This is a genomic window from Vreelandella profundi, assembly GCF_019722725.1.
GTDB lineage: Bacteria > Pseudomonadota > Gammaproteobacteria > Pseudomonadales > Halomonadaceae > Vreelandella > Vreelandella profundi.
This window is the reverse complement of the sequence record NZ_CP077941.1, coordinates 2691054-2710518: the sequence shown is the minus strand read 5'-3', so window position 1 is coordinate 2710518 and position 19465 is coordinate 2691054. Positions and strand designations below refer to the sequence as shown.

Sequence of the window (19465 nt, the reverse complement as noted above, 5' to 3'; positions counted from 1 at the left end):
ATCGTCTTTGTAAGCCTCGTTAGCCGTCAAACAGGGGAGCCCGCTATGTTTCAAGGTTTTGAAAAACATCATCGCCACGTTAACGGCGTAGACATTACCTTTCGCATGGGCGGCAGTGGCCCTGCGCTGCTGTTGCTTCACGGTCATCCGCAAACCCATATGATTTGGCATAAAATAGCGGCGTCGCTTGCCCAGCATTTTACGGTGGTAGCGGCCGATCTGCGTGGTTACGGCGATAGCAGTAAGCCGGATGACGATGCTGAACACGTCAATTACGCCAAGCGGACAATGGCGAACGACATGGCGGAGCTCATGACGGCATTGGGCTTTGAGCGCTTTAGCGTGCTGGCACATGACCGTGGGGCCCGCGTTGCTCATCGGCTAGGCGTTGACCATACCTTGCGAGTAACGCGGATGGTGCTGCTGGATATTGCGCCCACGCTTGCTATGTATCGCGGCACGTCAGAGGCCTTTGCGCGCTCTTACTGGCACTGGTTCTTTCTTATTCGCCCTCAGCCGCTGCCAGAAATGCTGATTAGCAGCGACCCCGCCCAATACCTTAAAAGCGTTATGGGCGCGCGCAGCGCCGGTATGGCGCCTTTTTCAGCCGAAGCGTTGGCTGAATACGAACGCTGTTTATCACTGCCCGGTGCCGCCACCGGCATTTGCGGCGACTACCGCGCTAGTGCCACGATCGATTTAGTCCACGACCAGGCGGACATTGATTTGGGCGTTAAGCTGAGCTGCCCACTGAAAGTGATGTGGGCAGCTGAAGGGGCTATCGAGGCCTGTTTTGATGCCCTGGGCGAATGGCGCAAAGTGGCCACTCACGTTGAAGGCAAGCCGCTTCCCTGCGGCCATTATATTGCTGAAGAGATTCCTGAGATGCTGCTTGAAGAAGCTCTGCCGTTTTTGCTTAAGGCCTAGCTCTGCAAAACCTAGTTCTTCAAGTCTTAGCTCTTGATCTTGCTGATAATCAGCGCTGCGTTAACGCCGCCAAAGCCAAATCCATTGCACAGTACATGCTGGGTAGCGTGATTACGCGGGCTATCGGTTACAAAATTCAAGTCCTGCATCTCATCGTCGCAGTGCTCAAGGTTAATGGTTGGCGGCAGCTGGTCGGTCATCGCGGCCATGACAGAAAAAATGCTTTCTATACCTCCGGCGGCCCCTAACAGGTGGCCTGTAGACGACTTAGTGGCTGAAATCGGTATGTTGGGCAGCAGGGGGCCAAAGACGTTGCGTAACGAGGCGATTTCAGCGCGGTCGCCAACCGGCGTGGACGTCGCGTGGGCATTGATATGACTAATGGCATCTTTGGAAAGACCTGCCATGCCAATAGCTGCTTGAATCGCTAGGGCTGCACCTGCACCATCTTCTGGCCCGGCGGTAATGTGGTGTGCATCCGCGCTGGTGCCATAGCCGCTGATGACCGCCAGCGGGGTCGCGCCACGAGCAAGGGCATGATTAAGCGTTTCGATCACCATCACGCCTGAACCTTCGCCCATCACAAAACCGTTACGGGCTTTATCGAACGGCCTAGAGGCGCGCTCCGGCGTGGCTGATTCTGTTGAGACCGCTTTTAAAGCGTTGAAACTAGCCAGCGAAAGCGGATCGATACACGCTTCGGCCCCGCCGACCAGTGCTACATCCGCTTCGCCGCTGCGGATAATGCGCATACCGTCGCCAATCGCCTGTAGGCCCGCGGCGCAAGCCGTTACCGGGCAGCCAAGCGGGCCTTGAAAGCCATAGCGAATCGACAGATTGCCGGCTGCCAGATTGGCTAAAAAAGCCGGTACGGTAAACGGCGATATTTTACGATAGCCGCGTTCGGTAAGCGCTTTTTGTGCCTGGGTGATGGTAGGGAAGCCGCCAATGCCCGAGCCAATAATAGTGGCCGTTCTACGTTTTTGGGCTAGGTCGACTGGCTGCCACTGAGCCTGTTCCAACGCTTCATGAGCGGCTGCTAGCGCGTAAAGGCTAAACAGATCCATTTTGCGGCGTTCTTTCGGGTCGGCAATACTATCCAGATCAATGCCACCGGTGGCGTCATGACTGCGTTCAGGCACTATCCCAGCAATTTTAATGGGAATGTCGCTGGTATCGAAGCGGCTGATCGTGCGGATGCCGGACTTGCCTTTCAACAATCGTTCCCAGCTTGTGTTAACGCTGTTTCCTAGCGGGCTGACCATGCCCATGCCGGTAATAACAATAGGTGATTGCATAGCGATTCCAGAGTTATTGATGTCGCCACCCTAGCACCAGACAAGATATGATCAAGATCATATTTCATTGGTATACGACGAGGTAACTATGCCTTATCCCCAAAGCCATAAATCGAAAACGAAAGCGCGTATTTTGGCCTCTGCTGCGGAGTTATTCACCCGTAAAGGCTTTCAGAAGGTCTCGATTGGCCAGATTATGACGCTCGCAAAGATGACCCATGGCGCCTTTTATACGCATTTTGCTTCAAAAGAAGCGCTCTACAACGAGTCAGTACGTCTTACGCTGGATAAAAGCCGGGCGGCAAGGTTGGTAAAAGGACCGCTGTCGGTGCAGCACTTGACTGATCTGGTCGCCAATTACTGCAATCTTCAAGAACTGGTCAGTAAGCATGAACCGGGCCCGGAAGCGGTACTTTTCAACGAGATTGGCAGTGAAAAAGAAGAAATCCGTACCCTGTTTGAAGCCTCTTATTCACGTATGAAAAAGATGCTCGAAACCCGTCTTATGGCGCTAGGGAAGTTAAAGAAACTGCCCTTCGCCAATGACCGTAATGTGATTGCCGATAAGGCTCGGGTCATATTGGCATCGTTGATAGGTGCTGTGGCCATTGCCAAAAGTTTGCCTGGAGAAGCCGAGAGCAAACAGGTGCTGACGGCAACGCAGCGTCAAATTTTACTAATGATGGGCGTTAGTGAAAACGAAGCAGAAAATATGCTGCATGGATAATCACCCACCTCGCACATGATTTTTTTACAAGCCTATTAATATTTTGGTGGGCAAGTTAAGCGGGGGTTAACGCATACAAGACGCAACGGGGTAAAAACTGGATAATGGGCGGCAATTCGCTTAGGGCTCGGTTTTCAACCGCCCAGGCACACTCATTACCCCCGGATGCCCGCACATGGAAATCAAAGTTAACTATCTCGATAACCTCCGGCTAGAGGCTAAGTTCGACGACTTTACGGTCATTTCTGACCAGCCTATCCGCTATAAAGGGGATGGCTCGGCGCCGGGTCCTTTCGACTATTTCCTGGCGTCATCCGCCATGTGCGCGGCCTATTTTGTGAAGGTGTACTGCAACGCGCGTGATATTCCTACCGAGAACATTCGCCTCTCGCAGAACAATATCGTTGATCCAGAAGATCGCTATAAGCAGATCTTTAAAATCCAAGTCGAACTTCCGGAAGATATTTCTGAAAAGGATCGCCAGGGCATTCTGCGCTCTATCGACCGCTGCACGGTTAAAAAAGTGGTGCAAACCGGCCCTGAGTTTCAAATTGAAACGGTCGAAAACATTGATGAAGATGCCCAGGCGCTGCTGATGGGCGCGCCGGAAGGTGGCAGTACTTACATTGAAGGAAAAGACTTACCGCTAGAGCAAACCATCGCCAATATGAGCGCGATGCTGGCGGAACTGGGCATGAAAATTGAAATCGCCTCTTGGCGCAATATCGTGCCTCATGTTTGGTCGCTGCATATTCGCGACGCCGCGTCTCCCATGTGCTTTACCAACGGTAAAGGGGCGACCAAAGAGAGCGCACTGTGCTCGGCGCTGGGTGAGTTTATCGAGCGCTTAAGCTGTAACTTCTTCTACAACGATCAGTTTTTTGGCGACGAGATTGCCAACAGTGACTTTGTTCACTACCCCAATGAAAAGTGGTTTCTGCCTGGGCCGGGTGACGAACTGCCCGCCGAGATTCTCGATGATCACTGCCTCGCTATCTACAACCCCGAACGCGAGCTGTGCGGTTCCAATCTGATTGATACCAACTCCGGTAACGAGGCGCGGGGCGTTGTTTCGCTGCCCTTTGTCCGCCGCTCGGACGGTGAGACAATCTACTTCCCCTCGAACCTGATCGAAAACCTGTTCCTGAGCAACGGCATGAGCGCCGGTAATACGCTGGTAGAAGCGCAGGTGCAGTGTCTTTCCGAAATTTTCGAGCGAGCGGTAAAACGTGAGATCCTCGAACAGGAATTAAGCCTGCCGGATGTACCGCAAGTCGTGCTGGCGAAATATCCGAGCATTGTGGAAGGCATTAGCGCGCTGGAGGCTCAAGGCTTTCCTGTGCTCGTTAAAGATGCCTCTATGGGTGGGCAGTTCCCCGTGATGTGCGTCACGCTGATGAACCCGCGTACCGGTGGTGTGTTTGCCTCTTTCGGAGCGCATCCAAGTTTTGAAGTGGCGCTTGAGCGCAGCCTAACCGAGCTGCTGCAGGGCCGCAGCTTCGAGGGGTTGAATGACCTTCCTCTCCCCACCTTCAACTCCCAGACCGTGTCCGAGCCCAACAACTTTGTAGAGCACTTTATCGACTCTGTGGGCGTGGTTTCCTGGCGTTTCTTTAGCGCTAAACCCGATTTCGAGTTCTGCGAGTGGGATTTCTCCGGCAGCAATGAGGAAGAAGCCGAAACGCTATTTGGGATTTTCGAAGAGCTGGGTGCTGAAGTTTACATGGCAGTGCACGAAGACTTGGGCGCTCCTGTTTGCCGCATTCTAGTGCCGGGCTACTCAGAGGTGTATCCCATCGAAGATTTGATTTGGGATAACACCAATAAAGCGCTGGATTATCGGAAAGACATTCTTAATCTGCACCGTCTTGATGATAGCCAGCTCAATGGTTTAGTGGAACGGCTAGAAGAAAGTCAGATAGATGATCATACGGATATCATTACGCTGATTGGCGTGGAGTTTGATGAAAACACCGTGTGGGGGCAGCTCACTATTCTGGAATTGAAACTGTTGACGAACCTGGCACTTAAGCAATATGACGACGCCTTAGAGCGCGTTGAAATGTTTTTGCAGTACAACGATAACACCGTCGAGCGCGGGCTTTTCTATCGTGCAATTAACGCGGTATTGGAAATTGTGCTGGATGATGAGCTGGCGCTTGACGACTACCTGGCGAATTTCACGCGGATGTTTGGTGAAGAGACGATGGCGGCCGTGGTGGGTTCAGTCAATGGCGATGTGCGGTTTTACGGTTTAACGCCGACCAACATGCAGCTAGACGGCTTAGATCGCCACCTGCGCTTGATTGAAAGCTATAAAAAGCTTCACGCTGCTCGGGCGGCAAGCGTTGCTATGTAAACATTACCGGGATTCGAGTATCGCGATTGCTTGGCTAGCGTTATACCGCTAGCCATTTTATTGTGCCGCATGAAACCAGCTTTGATGGCTGAGGAATTCTATTAGCTCTGCTCGGAAAAGCATGGCGCGCGCAGAAAGGCTGCGGCGGTGGGGCCATACCAAGCAGATTTCTCTATGCTGGCCCTGCCAGCTAGGCAGCACACGTATTAACGCACCCGTTTGCAGGCTGTTAGCCACCATACTGGCGGGCATCAACGCGATGCCCGCGCCTGATTGAGTGAGATTTAGGACAACATTCATATCATTACTGATATGGAAATGATGCTTGTGGCAAGCGTATTGATTGCCTTCGCTGTCAACCAGTTGCCAATCGCTAAACATGTTGGCCGCAACGCTAGGGCAGGCCGAAAGCTCGCTAATCGTGCGCGGTAGAGAGTGCTTCATCGCTGGCGATGCCACCAAAATGGGCTCTATATAGCCCAGGTGTTTTTGGATCAGAGTGGTGTCTTTCTGAGGGCCTGAGCGCAGCGCAATATCGGCTTGCTGATCGCGAATGTCGACGGTGTTGTTGTCTAATTCGATGGTCAGCGAAATGTCCGGATAGCGGTCCGTAAAATTCTGCCAAAACGGATCCAGCGGCCCACTGCCCAAGTTGACCGGGGCCATGATTTTTAACGGACCGCTCAGGCTATGCAGTGCCTGATCCAGATTTAAAATGCGTTGATCGAGCGCTAACACTAACTCTTCGCACTCGCGATAATAAGACTCACCATGCGGTGTTAATGTTAAGCCTTTAGTTGAGCGATACAGTAGCTCTACGCCGAGCGTTGCCTCTAACGCGCTGATGCGCCGTGAAGCGGTGGCAATTGTCATATTAAGCTGAGCCGCAGCCGCCGTCAGGCTGTGCTGGTTGGCAGCAACGACAAAGATTTTAAGGTCATCAAGCGAAGGCGTTTTCATTTTGCGTTTATGTAAAATTGATTCTCAAATATTGCCATATATTACATTTATAGATGTTTGTTAATCTATAGGCACTCAAACATTTGTAATAAGGGCCGCCCATGAAACACCGAATTATCTTCGCTATTCTTATGTCGTTCACGCTATCGCTGATCATGTCAGCCTGGGTCACCTACGTGAATATCGGTGCCCATACTGACTTTGTGGGTATTTGGATGCATGCGTGGTTATTAGCATGGCCGGCCGCTGGCATCATCGCCTTTATCTGTGGGCCCTTTCTGCATAAAGTCGCTCACCGCATAGCTGAGAAGATGTGATGGCGCGTTTAATCTACTCAATACAATGGCTGCCGATAACCCTACCCAAAAAACCAGTAGCACACCGCAATCGCCGTGATAATGCCTGCCGCATCGGCCGCTAACGCACAGCCTAAGCCGTGGCGAATACGGGTAATGCCTACCGCGCCGAAGTACACTGCCAGCACGTAGAAAGTTGTTTCGGTACTGCCTTGCAGGGTAGCCGCTAACAGCCCTGCAAAACTGTCTACGCCAAAGGTGTCCATGGTTTCAATCATCATGGCGCGTGCGCCGCCCCCTGAAAGCGGCTTCACAAAGGCGGTGGGCAGGGCGTCGACAAAGCGAGTATCCCAGCCAAACCCTTCGACGATCCAGCGTATGCCGCTTAGCCCGGCGTCCAAGACGCCGCTGGCACGCAGTACGCCCACGGCGACCAGCATGGCAATCAGGTAGGGCAGCAGCGTAACAGTGAAGCTTAGGCCCTCTTTAGCCCCTTCAATAAAGGCGTCGTAAACCTTTACTCCGCGTAGCGCCCCTACCACTAGGAACATGATCACAATACTAAAGAGCGTAAGGTTGCCCACTAACGTGGAAGCTGCCGCCAGCGCCTGAGCTGACATCCCCGCAAGTGTTGTGAGTAATAAGCCTAAACAGAGCGCTGCCACGGCAAGATAGCCCAACAACACCGGCTGCCAAAGCTTTATGCGTTGAACAATGGCCACGGCTAAAAGCCCCGCCAGACTAGAGGCCGTCGTCGCGAGCAGGATAGGAAGAAACACCAGCGTGGGATCAGCAGCGCCTTGCTGGGCGCGGTACATGAAAATGGTGACCGGCAGCAGCGTTAGCGATGAGGTGTTAAGTACTAAAAATAGAATTTGCGCGTTGCTGGCGGTTTCCGAGCTGGGGTTTAGGCTTTGCAGCGAGTGCATGGCTTTAATGCCGATAGGCGTAGCCGCGTTATCCAGGCCTAAAATGTTAGCTGCAAAGTTCATACTGATCAGCCCCATGGCGGGATGTCCGCGAGGCACTTCAGGCATTAAGCGACAGAACAGCGGATCAAGTACTCGCCCCAGCAAACGAATCAAGCCTGCTTTTTCGGCAATCGAAAGAAATCCTAACCATAGCGTCATAGTGCCGAGCAGCACCAGAATGATATCGACACTCACCCGGGCCATATCGAAAAGCGACTGCACTATGCGGGCGAACACTTCGCCGTCACCACCCACTAACCACTGCCACATTGACGCCACAAACGCAGCGATAAAGAAGCTTAACCAAATTCCATTGAGCATGACGGGTGGGCTTCCTGGATGATGGTAAGAAAGATGATGCTAATCCTACCGAATTCAGGGCGCGGCAACACTATTGTGATCAAAGATCTAGGCGACTCCATCACGAATTGACATGAAATAGTTTTCGCTGCCTATCTGACCGCCTTTCAAGGCAACCTCCAATCCGTCGAACGCTGGGAGGTCGCTATGGGCAGTGCAGAGTGGAGATCCCGGCGTTTCCGGTAGAGGCAGGCGTGTGGTCAAAGCATGTACCGCAAGCTGGTTGAGAGCATGACTTGATGTATCACCACCTGCGATCACTACGCGCTGAAGCCCGTGCGCGTCCACCATCTGGCGTAATAGTTGGCCCAGCGAACGGCCAATAAGGTGGCGCGCCTTTTCGCCTGCCTGATGCACGGCCTCTGCATCGCTGCTGGGGCCCATTGCGGTATATACAATGACGCTTTTGCCTTGACTGAGCGCCTCATTAGCGGATTCCTGGGCAAGGCACATGGTCTGCGCATGTGTAAGTTCATCAATCAGTTGGACGACATCGATGGCAATTACGTGAAAGCCATTGGCTTCTGCGCTGCGAATTTGCCGAGCCGTCACTTCTGAGCAACTACCGGATACTACTGCTAACTGCTCAACCGCCCCAGGTGAAGAGAAACGCGGCGGGTTTTCGGGGATCAACATCTGTCGACGCCACGTGCTTACAAGAGAGTACTCCACGGCAGAAGAGCCCACCACGAAGCTTCCTTTAGGGGAGCTCGTTCGCCAAAGCTGTGTACCAACCTCAGCCTGTTGCTCGTGGGTCAGCGTATCAAATAACATTACGTCATTTTCGTGCATGAGCTGATCGACGCGAATATCGGTATCGGCTGAGTCGAGACAAAGAACATCGACTAAACCGATGGAGAGCAGAGTCTGTTGCGCTAGATGATGCCTCAAGTCTGCTTCTGCCATAGGTGTTACCGGATGCCTGCACATCACAGGATGGCGATCGATTCGATGTACTTCGCCATCGAAGGCAGCGAAATGTTGTCCAAATACGGTGTAGCGTTTGAGCTGTGGTGCTCCAACTGCCAGAGGCACCGAGCGCTGCTCGAATAGCGATTTTCCTATTTCCAGCGCTTTGCCGATGCTGCCAATTGTGGGGGCGCTGTCGAACGTTGAACACACCTTATAGTGGCAAATCGTGGCACCTAGAGATTTCAACCATGTGAGCGCACTATGCAGATGAGTCTCCATCCATTCGGGAGATTCACTGCGGCTAGTGCCCGCCAAACCTACGGCAGTATAGTCGGCGAAAGGAGCCAGCTGTAGCGCCGTGGGGGGAGCCAGAAAAAGCACTGTTTTTACGCCGTGCAGGCTCAATGCTTCCATCACATCTGTAGAGCCTGTGAGGTCATCGCCATAGTAGGAGAGAAGTAGAGATGTGCTCATAAGCCAAAAGTCTCAATGGCTTGGGCAAGTTCGCGATGTTCACGGGCATAGGCCGCCATGGGAATGTCCGCAATGGCTGCTTGCCATGCTTGGCGCAGGCTGGCTACTCCGCCTGCAATTCCACCAGGATGCGCCATAATGCCGCCACCGCAGCAGTAAATAAGGTCGCTATTTCCGAGCGCTTGATAAGTATCCCCGACTTGGGCAGCGCTTTGTCCTGAAGAGAACACCGGCATGATCTGATAGCCAGCTGTCGGGCTCTCGAACATGGGCGTTTGGCAGGCGCGAGCACTCGTAATGACACTATCGTCCTCTTCACTAAACTTATTGCGCAAGCCATTCACATGGATATGATCGATCCCCGCTAACCGCCATAATTTATGGTAGGCCGTGAACGCCATTCCTACATGTGGAGATCGGCTGAACATGCCCCAGCCTGCACGATGGCCATGCAGGGCCACTTCGCAATGACGGCGGAGGTATGCCACACCTGCTAAACCTACGCTGTTAACTGCCACCATGACACAGGTGCCACCTGCAGCCACCACATAGTCGTGCTGGGCGCGCATTTCGTCGATATCGCCACTGATATTGAAGGCGTACATAACCTTTTTGCCGGTACGTTCTGCATGGGCGTTGATGATTGGCATGACGGCATCGACACGTGCCCGCAGCGGGTTATGGGGCCCGTTGGCCTGTAGCTCATCGTCCTTGATGAAATCAATGCCTCCCATCACCAGTTGCTCCACCATATCGGCAGTTTCAGCGGCGGAGAGGCCCACGCTGGGTTTAATAATAGTCCCGATCATAGGGCCGCTGGAAATGCCGGAGAGTTGCCGTGTACCGGTTATTCCGAACTGGGGGCCGGAGTAGGCATTCGCGAAGGAATCGGGCAACTCGATATCGAGTAACTTCAACGCAGAAAATTCTTTCAGCTCAAATAGGTTGCCAGCCACGGTCGAAACCAGGTTCGGCAGTGAAGGCCCCATATTTTTCAGCGGCCATGAGAGCTTTACCCGAGCGCGTTGAAAAAGGGTATGACCTTGAGGGGCTAGATCGTTGCGCATGGGTAGCGAGGGGGTATCGACCGCGTCCAACATCTCGATACTCTCGACGATTGCACCATGAGCTTCACGTAAGGCATCGGTTTCGTTGGCAAGGCGGGTGAAAGTTCCTGACGACTGCTCTCCTGCCATCACGTTTGCGGCATGTTCAACGTTGTAAGGCGTTTCAATCATGTAGTGGGCGTAAATGCGTGTGCTCATTAGTAAAGCTCCGGCAGATCAAAACAGAAGGTCGCGTAAAAAGAGCGAAATCATCGGTACGTAGGTAATCAGCATCAGGCAGGTGATCATGGTAAATACCGGAGGAAGCAAAAAGCGAAACAGTTGCTCAACGGGCAGTTTAGCGACCTGGGCTGCTGCAAATAAATTGACTCCCAATGGCGGAGTGAACATACCCAAGGCCAAATTCACCACGATCACGATCCCAAAGTGCACGGGGTCGATGCCGAAACCAATAGCGATCGGAGCCAAGATGGGAGCAAGAATTAAAATAGCCGCAGAAGTCTCGATAAACATGCCAACCAGTAATAGCAACATGTTGATCGCCAAAAGGAAGGTGTAGCGATTATCAAATGTGCTCTGTGCCCAGGCACCAATATCACTGGCTATTCCTGAACGTCCAATCACAAAGCTGAGAATGGAGGCCGCGGCGATAATTAGCATGATCGATCCTGCAGAAAGAGCACTCTCGCGAAAAATACGCGGCAGGTCGCCAGGCTTTATGGTTCGGTACACCACCATTCCTAGAAATAGCCCGTACAAAACGGCAATCGCCGAGGCCTCTGTCGGAGTAAAGATGCCACCGTAGATGCCGCCGATAATAATCACCGGCATCAATAGAGCAAGAAAGGCTCTCTTGAAGGCGGGCCAGGCGGGCGAGCGTAAATCGCCATCCTGAGTGCCGTAGCCTTTGATGCGACACCAAATGATGACCATCAGTATCAGCGCGAGACCGATTAACAGGCCTGGCCCGAAACCAGCAAGAAATAACTGAGTAATAGAGGTTTCTGTGCTGACACCGTAGAGAATCAATGGCACGGACGGAGGGATGATAATGCCCAGCTCAGCCGATGATGCCTGTATAGAGGCGGCCATAGGCGCCGGATAGCCCCTCGCTACCATCGCAGGAATCAAAATGGCACCAATCGCAAAAGTAGTTGCCACGCTGGAGCCTGAGATGGCTGCAAACATCATGCAGGTCACCACGCAGGTACAGGCTAAGCCACCCTGAATTCCGCCCACTAGTGAGCGGGCAAACTCAACCATGCGGGTGGCAATACCGCCATTGCTCATAATGTGGCCAGCTAAAATGAAGAACGGTACCGCCATTAGTGGAAAGCTATCCAGACCCACGAACATACGCTGGGGAACGACCAGAAGCGGCACGCCGCTGAAGAAGTAAAGACCAATTACTGCGGTTAAGGCGATGGCAACCGCAATAGGTATCGACAGGGCAAACAGCGCGATCAACGCTGAGCCGATCGCCAGATTCATAGCGTTTCTCCTGCATCAGTGCGGATAGGCTGTGCGCGGTGTTGGTGATGATGCTGATATTCGGCGCAGAGCTGGCGTGCGACCACTGCGACGATGGCGACGGCACAGCCAGTGGGTATCGCGGCATAAAACCATGACATGGGAATTGCAAGCATGGCTATTTGCTGACCAGAAACACGCAGCGTAATCAGATAGCCTTGCCAGACCAGAATCGTCAGCAGTGTTAGTACCGCAGTACATACCAGACGCTGGCCAAAAATACGTAAGCGCGGCGGGAGGCGATCCAGGAAAAGATCAATAGAGATCATGGCGCCGTACCAAAATGCAGCTGCGCTGACCAGAAAAACGCTCCAGATGATGAAACCGCGTGCCAGGATTTCTGACCAGGCGGCCGGGTCGCCGAGAATAAAGCGAGTAAACACCTGGTACGCAACTAGTGCGACTGCCAGTGCGAGAAGGAGCGCGGCAAGATTATGGGCGAGCTTAATGAGGCCCTGAGTTAGGGTGTTCAGAAACGACAACATAAGCGACAACCTCATCGTCGGAGAAAAAGTGCCTCCCCGTGAGAAGGCACGCAGCAGAGGGCTACTCATTCAGTTGCGCGAATACGCTCCAGAAGCTCACTACCATACTGCTCGGCATAGCGCTCGTAGGCAGGCTCAACAGCTTCTCGGAACTGCTCGTAATCAATCTCGGTGACGACTTCCATGCCATTACTACGCAGTAGCTCCACACCTTCCGCTTCAATGCGCTGGACGGCATCCCGAGAGGTTTGGGCAGCTACCTGTGCGGCTTGACGAAACCAGCCCTGCTGCTCTTCATTGAGGTCGTCCCAATATATTTTCGACATCACCAATGCTGTGGGGGAGTAAACATGACCTGTGAGCGTCAGGTAGTCCTGAATCTCCCACATGCTGTTAACCGTTAGAATGGGAATCGGGTTTTCCTGGCCGTCGATGGTGCCCTGCTGAAGAGCGGTGATGACTTCTGTCCAGGAGATAGGCGTTGGTGCAGCGCCTAGCGCCTTGAAGGTTTCAAGATGCACCTGATTTTCCATAGTGCGGATCTTCATGCCTTCCATATCTTCAGGTTTTTCAACCGGTCGCACGCTATTGGTCAGGTGCCGAAAGCCGTTTTCGGCCCACGCCAGACCAATCAAGCCTTCGTCTTCAAACTCCTCCAACAACGACTGGCCAATCTCGCCATCAAGTACTTTGTGGGCGTGATCGTAATCGCGAAACAGAAACGGAAAATCGAGAGCGTAAACAGAAGGTACGAAATTGCCGATAGGGCCCGTTGAGGTCAGTGTCAGCTCGACAGAGCCGATTTGCAGCCCTTCCAGAACGTCTCGTTCACCGCCCAGGGCGCTGGCGGGACGCAGGTTGATTTTAAACTCTCCATCGCTAAGCCGGTCGATCTCATCAGCAAACGCTTGACCGGCTTCGCCATAATGTGAGTTGAGCGGCGGAGTGAACGCAAGGTTCATCTCTTGTACCGCATACGCCGACGCGCTAGCGGCTAGAGCAAGGGCCGCGGTGATGGCCGTGGATATTTTGTGGAGGCGAAAGGTCGTCATCTTATACTCCAAATTTTTGTAATTAGTGTTGGTGTGCTGATGCTTGAGCGGCGTTAGGCAAACTGGATTAGGTGATACGGCGAATGCTTTCGGCAATTTCTTCAGGTTCAAATACGCGTTTCCAATCATCGCGCATCAATTGCGGTTTACCATTTTCAATGGCCTTGTTGCAGGCATCAGAGAAAACGCCGGGCTGCTCATCGAAAATAACGGCAGCGAGAATATTCATGTGGCCCAGCAAAAAGTCACGTGCGCACTGCTGATCAACGCCGCGGGCGACGACTTCGTCCATTGCTTCCCGCATGACCACCAGCAACGTGGCGCATACCGTTTCCGAAAGGCCAGGCTCAAGCAGTGCCATCTGTTCGACCGTGACACGATGTGAGCGAACAACCGGTGCGTAGATAGTTTTAGCGATCGCTTCGCCCAGTGGGTAGAGCTCTTCAGGTCCCTGCATTAGCGCATTGACAATGTGCTGCTTAGCCTTGGCTCCGCCAAAGTAGTCGCGCTTGGCATCTAGGTCTGTTTCATCATTGAAGATCGGTGGGTGGCAAGGGTGCGTCACGAAATAGACCAAATCGTCACGGTTAGGCAGGTGGCCAGCAAAAGGGGCGGCGGCATCTAGTGTAATGACCATGGTGCCGCTGGCCATCAGTGGCGATAGCTCTTCAGCAACGCGACCCACTAGGGTGTCTGGAACTGCTAGTATCACTACCTGAGCATCGGGCACAGCTTGGTTGGCATCGATGCAACTGATCCCCAGTCCTTCTGATAGGCGCTGGCGACCAGCGTCACTCAATTCCACATGGCTGACGGTGTAATCTGACTGTTTTAAGTTGCTCGACAGGCGGTAACCCATTTTTCCGCCTGCGCCGATAAGGGCAATGTTGGTCATAGCAAACTCCAATGAAGAGGTGATATGGCGTTAGCCAAGTGGTTGGACGAGTTTAAAAAGGAAGGTGCTGATTGCTCGTCAACTGGTATGATGACATAATATCTATAGCAGTATGTCAAACGCTGCTTTAGTCGTATTTGCGTCTATTTGGCAATATTTAATGCACGGCAGCGCTAGACTGCAGGCGCTCATTGGATAACCAAGCCACCGTTTGGCTTACTAGGGAGAGATAAACGTGCAACCAGCTCCTAAAATTACTCGGCGCAAGCTGTCAGATGAGGTGTTTGATCGACTGTATGAAATGATTGAAGCGGGGCAGTATACCGCTGGCGATACGCTGCCTTCCGAGCGAGAACTAATGGATAGTTATGGCGTGGGGAGGCCGGCAATTCGTGAGGCGATGCAGACGCTGGAGCGAATAGGGCTAGTTGAAATTAATCACGGCCAACGGCCAAAAGTGCTGCAGCCTACCGCCATGGGATTGATTTCACAGATCGATTTGACCGCCCGTCACATGCTCGCTAGCTCGTCACAGTCGCTTGAACAACTGAAAGAGGCGCGTACATTTTTTGAGCTTGGCATGGTGGAGAAAGCCGCACGTCAAGCATCTGCCGCCGACATTACACATTTACGTGAGCTGCTGGAGAAGCAACGCGGCCATTTAAATCAAAACGCGCAGGCCTTTATCGAGGCTGATATGGCCTTTCATACCGCTATTGCAGGCATTACCCAAAACCCGATTTTCATGGCTACCAGTCAGGCCATGTTGGGCTGGCTAGCGCGTTTCCACGCAAGTTTTTTACACTGGGAGGGTAATGAAGATATTACCCTGCGAGAGCATGCCAGAATTCTTGACTGTATCGAGCAGAGAGACGGGGATGCGGCCGTTGAGGAAATGCGTAAGCATCTGGAGCGCGCACGTCTGCTCTACTGCTTGAACAGCTAACTCGACAGCGAAAGAAAAAACAGAATAAGCGGTGGTGAAAGCAGCGAGAGGATAAAGCCACTGACCACGGCAATAGGCACGCAGGCGACGCCGCCGTGCTGCTGGATCACGGGCAGCGTGAAATCCATCGAGGTGGCGCCGCCGTAGCCGATAGCAAGTGCGGTGTGGCGATGAATCACCAGTGGAATCAAGATAAAGGCGAGAAGCTCGCGAGTGAGGTCGTTGAAAAACGCTACGCCGCCCATCAGCGGGCCTAGCTGGTCGCCGATAAGAATGGCGGAAAGCGAATACCAGCCAAAACCTGATGCCATGGCAAGGCCTTCATTCCAGCTCAGCGACAGCAGCGGGGCGGCAACTAAACCGGCTAGCAATGAGCTGAGTGCCAGCGTGACGGCAATCGCAAGCCCCATCTTGTTAAGCAGTATTTGTTTTAGCGGCATGCCGGAATTGCGCAGTTGGCAGCCAATCAATACCAGCAGTAAATAGAGCACCCATTCGGCGAGTAGATCGGTGGTGTTGAACAGCGTTTCGCCAACGTAGGGGCCTGCTAATAGACCAGCAATAACGCCGCCTGCCACCACCGCGACCAGCAATAGCGAGCCCTGCATAGCCGCCAGCTTGCTGGCGGGGGCATTTTTTACCACCGGTGAATTAGCGGTATGCAGACGCAGGCGCTGCGATAGCCACCAAAGCGCCGATAGGTTAAATAGCGTGGTAATGCTAAACAGCAGCAGCGCGTTGCCACCTAAGCGAGAAAGCTGGCTGGTGAGGTTTTCAAGGCCCGCCAGGCTAATGCCCATAAACAGCAGAATCAGATAAACCGAGCCGCTAACGGCCCGGTTTATCTGATTCTGTACGCGGGCAGAACGCACCGGCACCAGGTAGCCCAGCACCAGCGGGAGTAAAACAATCAGTAAACCCGAAAGCATTTAGGGTGCTGTGCCCCCGTTTGGATTGAAGTTAGTTAACGTTAGCTGTGTTTCGCGGCTACCCTCTTTTTGATATACGGCTGAGAGAATCAGCCCGGGCCAGTCGGGATGAAAACGCAGCTTTAGAAGGCGATCAGGCTTCTCAATATCAATCAGCGAAACTTCAAGTGCCTCAAACTCACCGTCAGGCAATCCCATGCTAGTAGGATCGGTAATGAGCTGCTTCTCAACATAGTACTGAAAATGCTCATCGCGCCCTTTGTGATCAACAAACTCAATCTCGCAGAGCGTGCTTTCGGTGCAGTTTTCGTGACCCGCCCGTCGTGAGAGATCAAACAGCGCTGTTTGACGGTCCAAAGTGGGTATCTCACTTTCGCTTAGCTGGTAGCTATCGCCCACGCCCAGCAGGGAATAACTGCTGCTGTAAAGCAGTGGGTGAGCGGTGTCGTCGCGAAGTGAAAAGCGACTGAGCTCTTGGCCGCGCACAACGGTAATCGAAAAGCGCATATCGCTTAACCAATGACTACCTTCGTTAGATAGCCGATGCGTAATGGTGGCGCCAGGCCAACCGCGAACTTCAAGCCGGTACTGGGCTTCAAAGGGCTGCGGATCCTTAAACGTAGGCTCGCTTTCCGCTAGTGTCACAGTGCTTGAAAAAAGCCCAATAAGGCTGAGTGCCGCGCCTGCCAATCGTTTGGCAGCGGGTCGTGCTAAGACATTGACCAAAGACCCTTCCTCCAAAAAAACGTACCGCCTTAAGAGCCTTTCGCCAGTACTTGGTTCATCGCGCACCAGTATATCGGGGCTGGGAGCTTGCGTCAGTAGCCCGCGTCAGGATTAACCGTTGCAAGGTGATCGCCCGCTTCAAAGGCATTTAAATAGGAGATCACTTGGTCGATGGCATCGTTGAGCGGCGTAGGGCCGGCCATATGGGGCGTGACGATAACCTTAGGATGCTGCCAGAGCGGATTGTTGGCGGGCAGCGGCTCTTCGTGGAAAACGTCCAGGAGCGCACCCCGAATATGGCCCGGCTGGTCAGCGTGCCCCAGCGCTTTGAGCAGCGCCTGTTCATCAATCAAGCTGCCGCGGCCGGGGTTAATAATGCTGGCCCCTTTGGGCAGCAGGGCCAGTCGTTCGGCGTTGAGAATGTTTTGCGTGGCGGCGGTGTCAGGCAAAATAGTGATCAGAGTTTGCACCTGACCCAGCAGTTCAGTTAGCCCGTCATCGTCGTGAAAACAGTGCACGCCGCTGATTTTTTTGGGCGAGCGACTCCAGCCTAATACCGGGAATCCGGCCTGCTGCAGCGCGCTGGCCACGAAGCTGCCAATCGCGCCGAGGCCTAATACTCCCACCGGCCACTGGGATTTTTCTACGACACCTTGAGGTTGCCACGTGGCGCTTTGCTGCTGCACTGCGTAGCGGTCCATGCTGCGATAGAAATGCAGCACGCCATACAGCGCATAGTCCGCGATCAGATCGCCCATGCCGGCATCACGAAGTTTTACAATCGGTACGTTGCTGGGAAGCCCGGGCGTTTTGAGCAGGTGATCCACTCCCGCGCCTAAATTAATGATGCCTTTGAGTCGGGTCTGCTCTTGCAGTAAATGAGCGGGCGCTTTCCAAATGGCCAGATAGTCAGCGTTTTTGCGTTCATTTTCTGGTGCCGCGCTGGTTAGCACAGTGGCGTGGGGTAAAGCTTCAGAAAGGGCTGCCTGCCACTGCGCTGCCTCATCAATGTGTACGACAATTTTCATCTCGTCTCCCGTTAACTAATACTGTGATGACTCAGGCTATCATGGTGAGCGATCAATACCGTTGCAAGCTTGCTGAGTCTGAAGAGTGCGCTTAGTCCGAAGAGTGTGCATAGAGCGAATAGTGCGGCCATATGCACTTTTTGTCATAAAGCCTTTGACCGCCAACCAAGGGTCGGTGCTAGTATCGGGTCAAGACGACATTGGCGGGGCTGCTGCGGCGGTCGTCAGGTCGATCATGTGGCTCAGTGTTGCATGCCTTTTAGGCTCAGCGCTGGTTCTTGGTGATCTTTAATGGCGAGTTGCCCGATGACTCAGGTTTCCCTGCCTTTCACGCGCGAAGAGTACGCTAGTCGCCTGTGGAAAGTGCGCGCCGAAATGGCAAGTCGTGGTATTGACGTATTAATCGTCAGTGACCCTTCCAATATGGCTTGGCTGACCGGCTACGACGGCTGGTCGTTTTATGTGCATCAGTGTGTACTGGTGGGCCTTGAGGGCGAGCCTGTATGGTTCGGGCGTCGCATGGATGCCAACGGCGCCCTGCGGACCTGCTGGATCGATCCTGACAATATTACCTATTACCCGGATTACTATGTACAAAATCCGGATATGCATCCTATGGAGTATTTGGCGCAGTCGATCATGCCTGATCGTGGATGGCACCTGGGCGTGGTAGGTATGGAGATGGATAACTACTACTTCTCCGCCAAAGCCTACTTAAGCCTGCTCAAGGAGCTGCCCCACGCGCGTTTTATGGATGCCAACGCACTGGTGAACTGGTGCCGAGCGATAAAGTCGCCCCAGGAAGTGGCTTACATGCGCATTGCCGCCAAGATTGTGGAAGGCATGCACTCACGTATTTTAGAAGTCATCGAGCCCGGCCTGCCTAAGAGCAAGCTGGTGTCAGAGATTTATCGCGTCGGCATTGAAGGCTTTGTGGATGAAAACGGCAAAGTATTTGGCGGTGATTATCCCGCCATTGTTCCCATGCTGCCCACCGGCAAAGACGCCGCGGCTCCTCATTTAACCTGGGATGACACGCCGTTTCGTAAAGGCGAAGGCACCTTCTTCGAGATTGCTGGGGTGTTTAAACGCTACCACGCGCCTATGTCACGGACGGTATTTCTGGGCACGCCGCCCACCGATTTTATCCGCGCTGAATCGGCTTTGCTGGAAGGCATTGAGAAAGGCCTTGCCGTCGCCAAGCCGGGTAACCGCACCGCGGATATCGCCATGGCGCTGGGGGCTGCGATGGACAAATATGGCTTTGACCGCGGCGGCGCCCGCTGTGGTTATCCCATCGGCATCTCGTATCCGCCTGATTGGGGCGAGCGCACCATGAGCCTGCGCCCTTCAGATGACACTATCCTGCAGCCCGGCATGACGTTTCACTTTATGCCAGGGCTTTGGGTAGAAGACTGGGGTCTAGAAATTACCGAGAGTATTTTAATTACCGACGATGGTTGTGAAACGCTGGCCAATTTTCCGCGCCAGCTATTTGTGAAGTAGTTATTAATGAGCGTCGC

The 19465-nt window shown here is 53.3% G+C and carries 18 protein-coding genes; 6 read left to right on the top strand and 12 right to left on the bottom strand.

Going from position 1 to position 19465, the window contains the following annotated elements:
- Positions 1-45: 45 nt before the first annotated feature.
- The gene (locus KUO20_RS12415) at positions 46-927 is read left to right on the top strand and encodes an alpha/beta fold hydrolase (protein ID WP_235040167.1); all 882 of its coding nucleotides are present in this window, start codon (positions 46-48) and stop codon (positions 925-927) included.
- A 26-nt stretch (positions 928-953) separates the two neighbouring features.
- Here the strand turns inward: KUO20_RS12415 and fabF are convergent, their stop codons facing one another.
- A complete protein-coding gene (fabF, locus tag KUO20_RS12410; protein ID WP_235040166.1) occupies positions 954-2225 on the bottom strand; it encodes a beta-ketoacyl-ACP synthase II in 1272 nt (423 codons plus the stop codon).
- An 88-nt stretch (positions 2226-2313) separates the two neighbouring features.
- Here fabF and KUO20_RS12405 point away from each other — a divergent pair, with 88 nt between their 5' ends.
- Together KUO20_RS12405 and KUO20_RS12400 are read left to right on the top strand one after the other, a co-directional pair.
- Positions 2314-2952: a TetR/AcrR family transcriptional regulator gene (locus tag KUO20_RS12405; RefSeq protein WP_235040165.1), complete on the top strand. Its 639-nt coding sequence runs from the start codon at positions 2314-2316 to the stop codon at positions 2950-2952.
- Positions 2953-3127: 175 nt separating this feature from the next.
- A complete protein-coding gene (locus KUO20_RS12400; RefSeq protein WP_235040164.1) occupies positions 3128-5311 on the top strand; it encodes an OsmC domain/YcaO domain-containing protein in 2184 nt (727 codons plus the stop codon).
- Positions 5312-5368: 57 nt separating this feature from the next.
- Here the strand turns inward: KUO20_RS12400 and KUO20_RS12395 are convergent, their stop codons facing one another.
- Positions 5369-6271, bottom strand: coding sequence for a LysR family transcriptional regulator (locus tag KUO20_RS12395; RefSeq protein WP_235040163.1), 903 nt, complete (start codon positions 6269-6271; stop codon positions 5369-5371).
- A 101-nt stretch (positions 6272-6372) separates the two neighbouring features.
- Here KUO20_RS12395 and KUO20_RS12390 point away from each other — a divergent pair, with 101 nt between their 5' ends.
- On the top strand, positions 6373-6588 hold the full coding sequence (locus KUO20_RS12390) for a DUF2798 domain-containing protein (protein WP_235040162.1): 216 nt from the start codon (positions 6373-6375) through the stop codon (positions 6586-6588).
- Positions 6589-6629: 41 nt separating this feature from the next.
- Here the strand turns inward: KUO20_RS12390 and KUO20_RS12385 are convergent, their stop codons facing one another.
- From KUO20_RS12385 to KUO20_RS12355, 7 genes are all read right to left on the bottom strand, one after another.
- Positions 6630-7859, bottom strand: coding sequence for a nucleoside recognition domain-containing protein (locus KUO20_RS12385; protein WP_235040161.1), 1230 nt, complete (start codon positions 7857-7859; stop codon positions 6630-6632).
- An 87-nt stretch (positions 7860-7946) separates the two neighbouring features.
- Positions 7947-9284 carry a four-carbon acid sugar kinase family protein gene (locus tag KUO20_RS12380; protein WP_235040160.1) on the bottom strand — a complete coding sequence of 446 codons (1338 nt, stop codon included), beginning with the start codon at positions 9282-9284 and terminating at the stop codon, positions 7947-7949.
- A complete protein-coding gene (locus KUO20_RS12375; RefSeq protein WP_235040159.1) occupies positions 9281-10549 on the bottom strand; it encodes a ribulose-bisphosphate carboxylase large subunit family protein in 1269 nt (422 codons plus the stop codon). Before KUO20_RS12375 ends, KUO20_RS12380 begins: the two co-directional genes overlap by 4 nt.
- A gap of 18 nt (positions 10550-10567) precedes the next feature.
- Complete coding sequence (locus tag KUO20_RS12370; protein ID WP_235040158.1) at positions 10568-11842, bottom strand: TRAP transporter large permease; 1275 nt, start codon at positions 11840-11842, stop codon at positions 10568-10570.
- Entirely contained in the window at positions 11839-12366 is a 528-nt protein-coding gene (locus KUO20_RS12365) for a TRAP transporter small permease (protein WP_235040157.1), read from the bottom strand. The genes KUO20_RS12370 and KUO20_RS12365 overlap by 4 nt, the downstream gene beginning before the upstream one ends.
- Before the next feature lie 65 nt (positions 12367-12431).
- Positions 12432-13418 (bottom strand): TRAP transporter substrate-binding protein, encoded by a 987-nt coding sequence (locus KUO20_RS12360; protein ID WP_235040156.1) that lies wholly within the window; start codon positions 13416-13418, stop codon positions 12432-12434.
- A gap of 67 nt (positions 13419-13485) precedes the next feature.
- Entirely contained in the window at positions 13486-14313 is an 828-nt protein-coding gene (locus KUO20_RS12355) for a phosphogluconate dehydrogenase C-terminal domain-containing protein (protein WP_235040155.1), read from the bottom strand.
- Between the two features lie 235 nt (positions 14314-14548).
- Between KUO20_RS12355 and KUO20_RS12350 the strand changes: the two genes are divergently transcribed.
- Positions 14549-15259: a transcriptional regulator NanR gene (locus KUO20_RS12350; protein WP_235040154.1), complete on the top strand. Its 711-nt coding sequence runs from the start codon at positions 14549-14551 to the stop codon at positions 15257-15259.
- Here KUO20_RS12350 and KUO20_RS12345 read toward each other — a convergent pair.
- The 3 genes from KUO20_RS12345 to KUO20_RS12335 form a co-directional block, all read right to left on the bottom strand.
- Positions 15256-16188 (bottom strand): LysO family transporter, encoded by a 933-nt coding sequence (locus KUO20_RS12345; RefSeq protein ID WP_235040153.1) that lies wholly within the window; start codon positions 16186-16188, stop codon positions 15256-15258. The two genes, KUO20_RS12350 and KUO20_RS12345, sit on opposite strands and share 4 nt — an antisense overlap.
- Entirely contained in the window at positions 16189-16914 is a 726-nt protein-coding gene (locus tag KUO20_RS12340) for a hypothetical protein (protein WP_235040152.1), read from the bottom strand.
- Positions 16915-17006: 92 nt separating this feature from the next.
- Entirely contained in the window at positions 17007-17942 is a 936-nt protein-coding gene (locus KUO20_RS12335) for a 2-hydroxyacid dehydrogenase (protein WP_235040151.1), read from the bottom strand.
- 306 nt (positions 17943-18248) lie between these two features.
- Between KUO20_RS12335 and doeA the strand changes: the two genes are divergently transcribed.
- The gene (doeA, locus tag KUO20_RS12330; RefSeq protein WP_235040150.1) at positions 18249-19448 is read left to right on the top strand and encodes an ectoine hydrolase DoeA; all 1200 of its coding nucleotides are present in this window, start codon (positions 18249-18251) and stop codon (positions 19446-19448) included.
- Positions 19449-19465 lie beyond the last annotated feature (17 nt).

Coding starts and splice junctions, on each gene's coding strand:
- KUO20_RS12375 (WP_235040159.1), bottom strand. CDS start 10,549: ATGAGCACACGCATTTACGCCCACTACATGATTGAAACGCCTTACAAC.
- KUO20_RS12415 (WP_235040167.1), top strand. CDS start 46: ATGTTTCAAGGTTTTGAAAAACATCATCGCCACGTTAACGGCGTAGAC.
- KUO20_RS12360 (WP_235040156.1), bottom strand. CDS start 13,418: ATGACGACCTTTCGCCTCCACAAAATATCCACGGCCATCACCGCGGCC.
- KUO20_RS12400 (WP_235040164.1), top strand. CDS start 3,128: ATGGAAATCAAAGTTAACTATCTCGATAACCTCCGGCTAGAGGCTAAG.
- KUO20_RS12365 (WP_235040157.1), bottom strand. CDS start 12,366: ATGTTGTCGTTTCTGAACACCCTAACTCAGGGCCTCATTAAGCTCGCC.
- KUO20_RS12390 (WP_235040162.1), top strand. CDS start 6,373: ATGAAACACCGAATTATCTTCGCTATTCTTATGTCGTTCACGCTATCG.
- KUO20_RS12345 (WP_235040153.1), bottom strand. CDS start 16,188: ATGCTTTCGGGTTTACTGATTGTTTTACTCCCGCTGGTGCTGGGCTAC.
- KUO20_RS12355 (WP_235040155.1), bottom strand. CDS start 14,313: ATGACCAACATTGCCCTTATCGGCGCAGGCGGAAAAATGGGTTACCGC.
- KUO20_RS12395 (WP_235040163.1), bottom strand. CDS start 6,271: ATGAAAACGCCTTCGCTTGATGACCTTAAAATCTTTGTCGTTGCTGCC.
- KUO20_RS12385 (WP_235040161.1), bottom strand. CDS start 7,859: ATGCTCAATGGAATTTGGTTAAGCTTCTTTATCGCTGCGTTTGTGGCG.
- KUO20_RS12335 (WP_235040151.1), bottom strand. CDS start 17,942: ATGAAAATTGTCGTACACATTGATGAGGCAGCGCAGTGGCAGGCAGCC.
- KUO20_RS12370 (WP_235040158.1), bottom strand. CDS start 11,842: ATGAATCTGGCGATCGGCTCAGCGTTGATCGCGCTGTTTGCCCTGTCG.
- doeA (WP_235040150.1), top strand. CDS start 18,249: ATGACTCAGGTTTCCCTGCCTTTCACGCGCGAAGAGTACGCTAGTCGC.
- KUO20_RS12380 (WP_235040160.1), bottom strand. CDS start 9,284: ATGAGCACATCTCTACTTCTCTCCTACTATGGCGATGACCTCACAGGC.
- KUO20_RS12405 (WP_235040165.1), top strand. CDS start 2,314: ATGCCTTATCCCCAAAGCCATAAATCGAAAACGAAAGCGCGTATTTTG.
- fabF (WP_235040166.1), bottom strand. CDS start 2,225: ATGCAATCACCTATTGTTATTACCGGCATGGGCATGGTCAGCCCGCTA.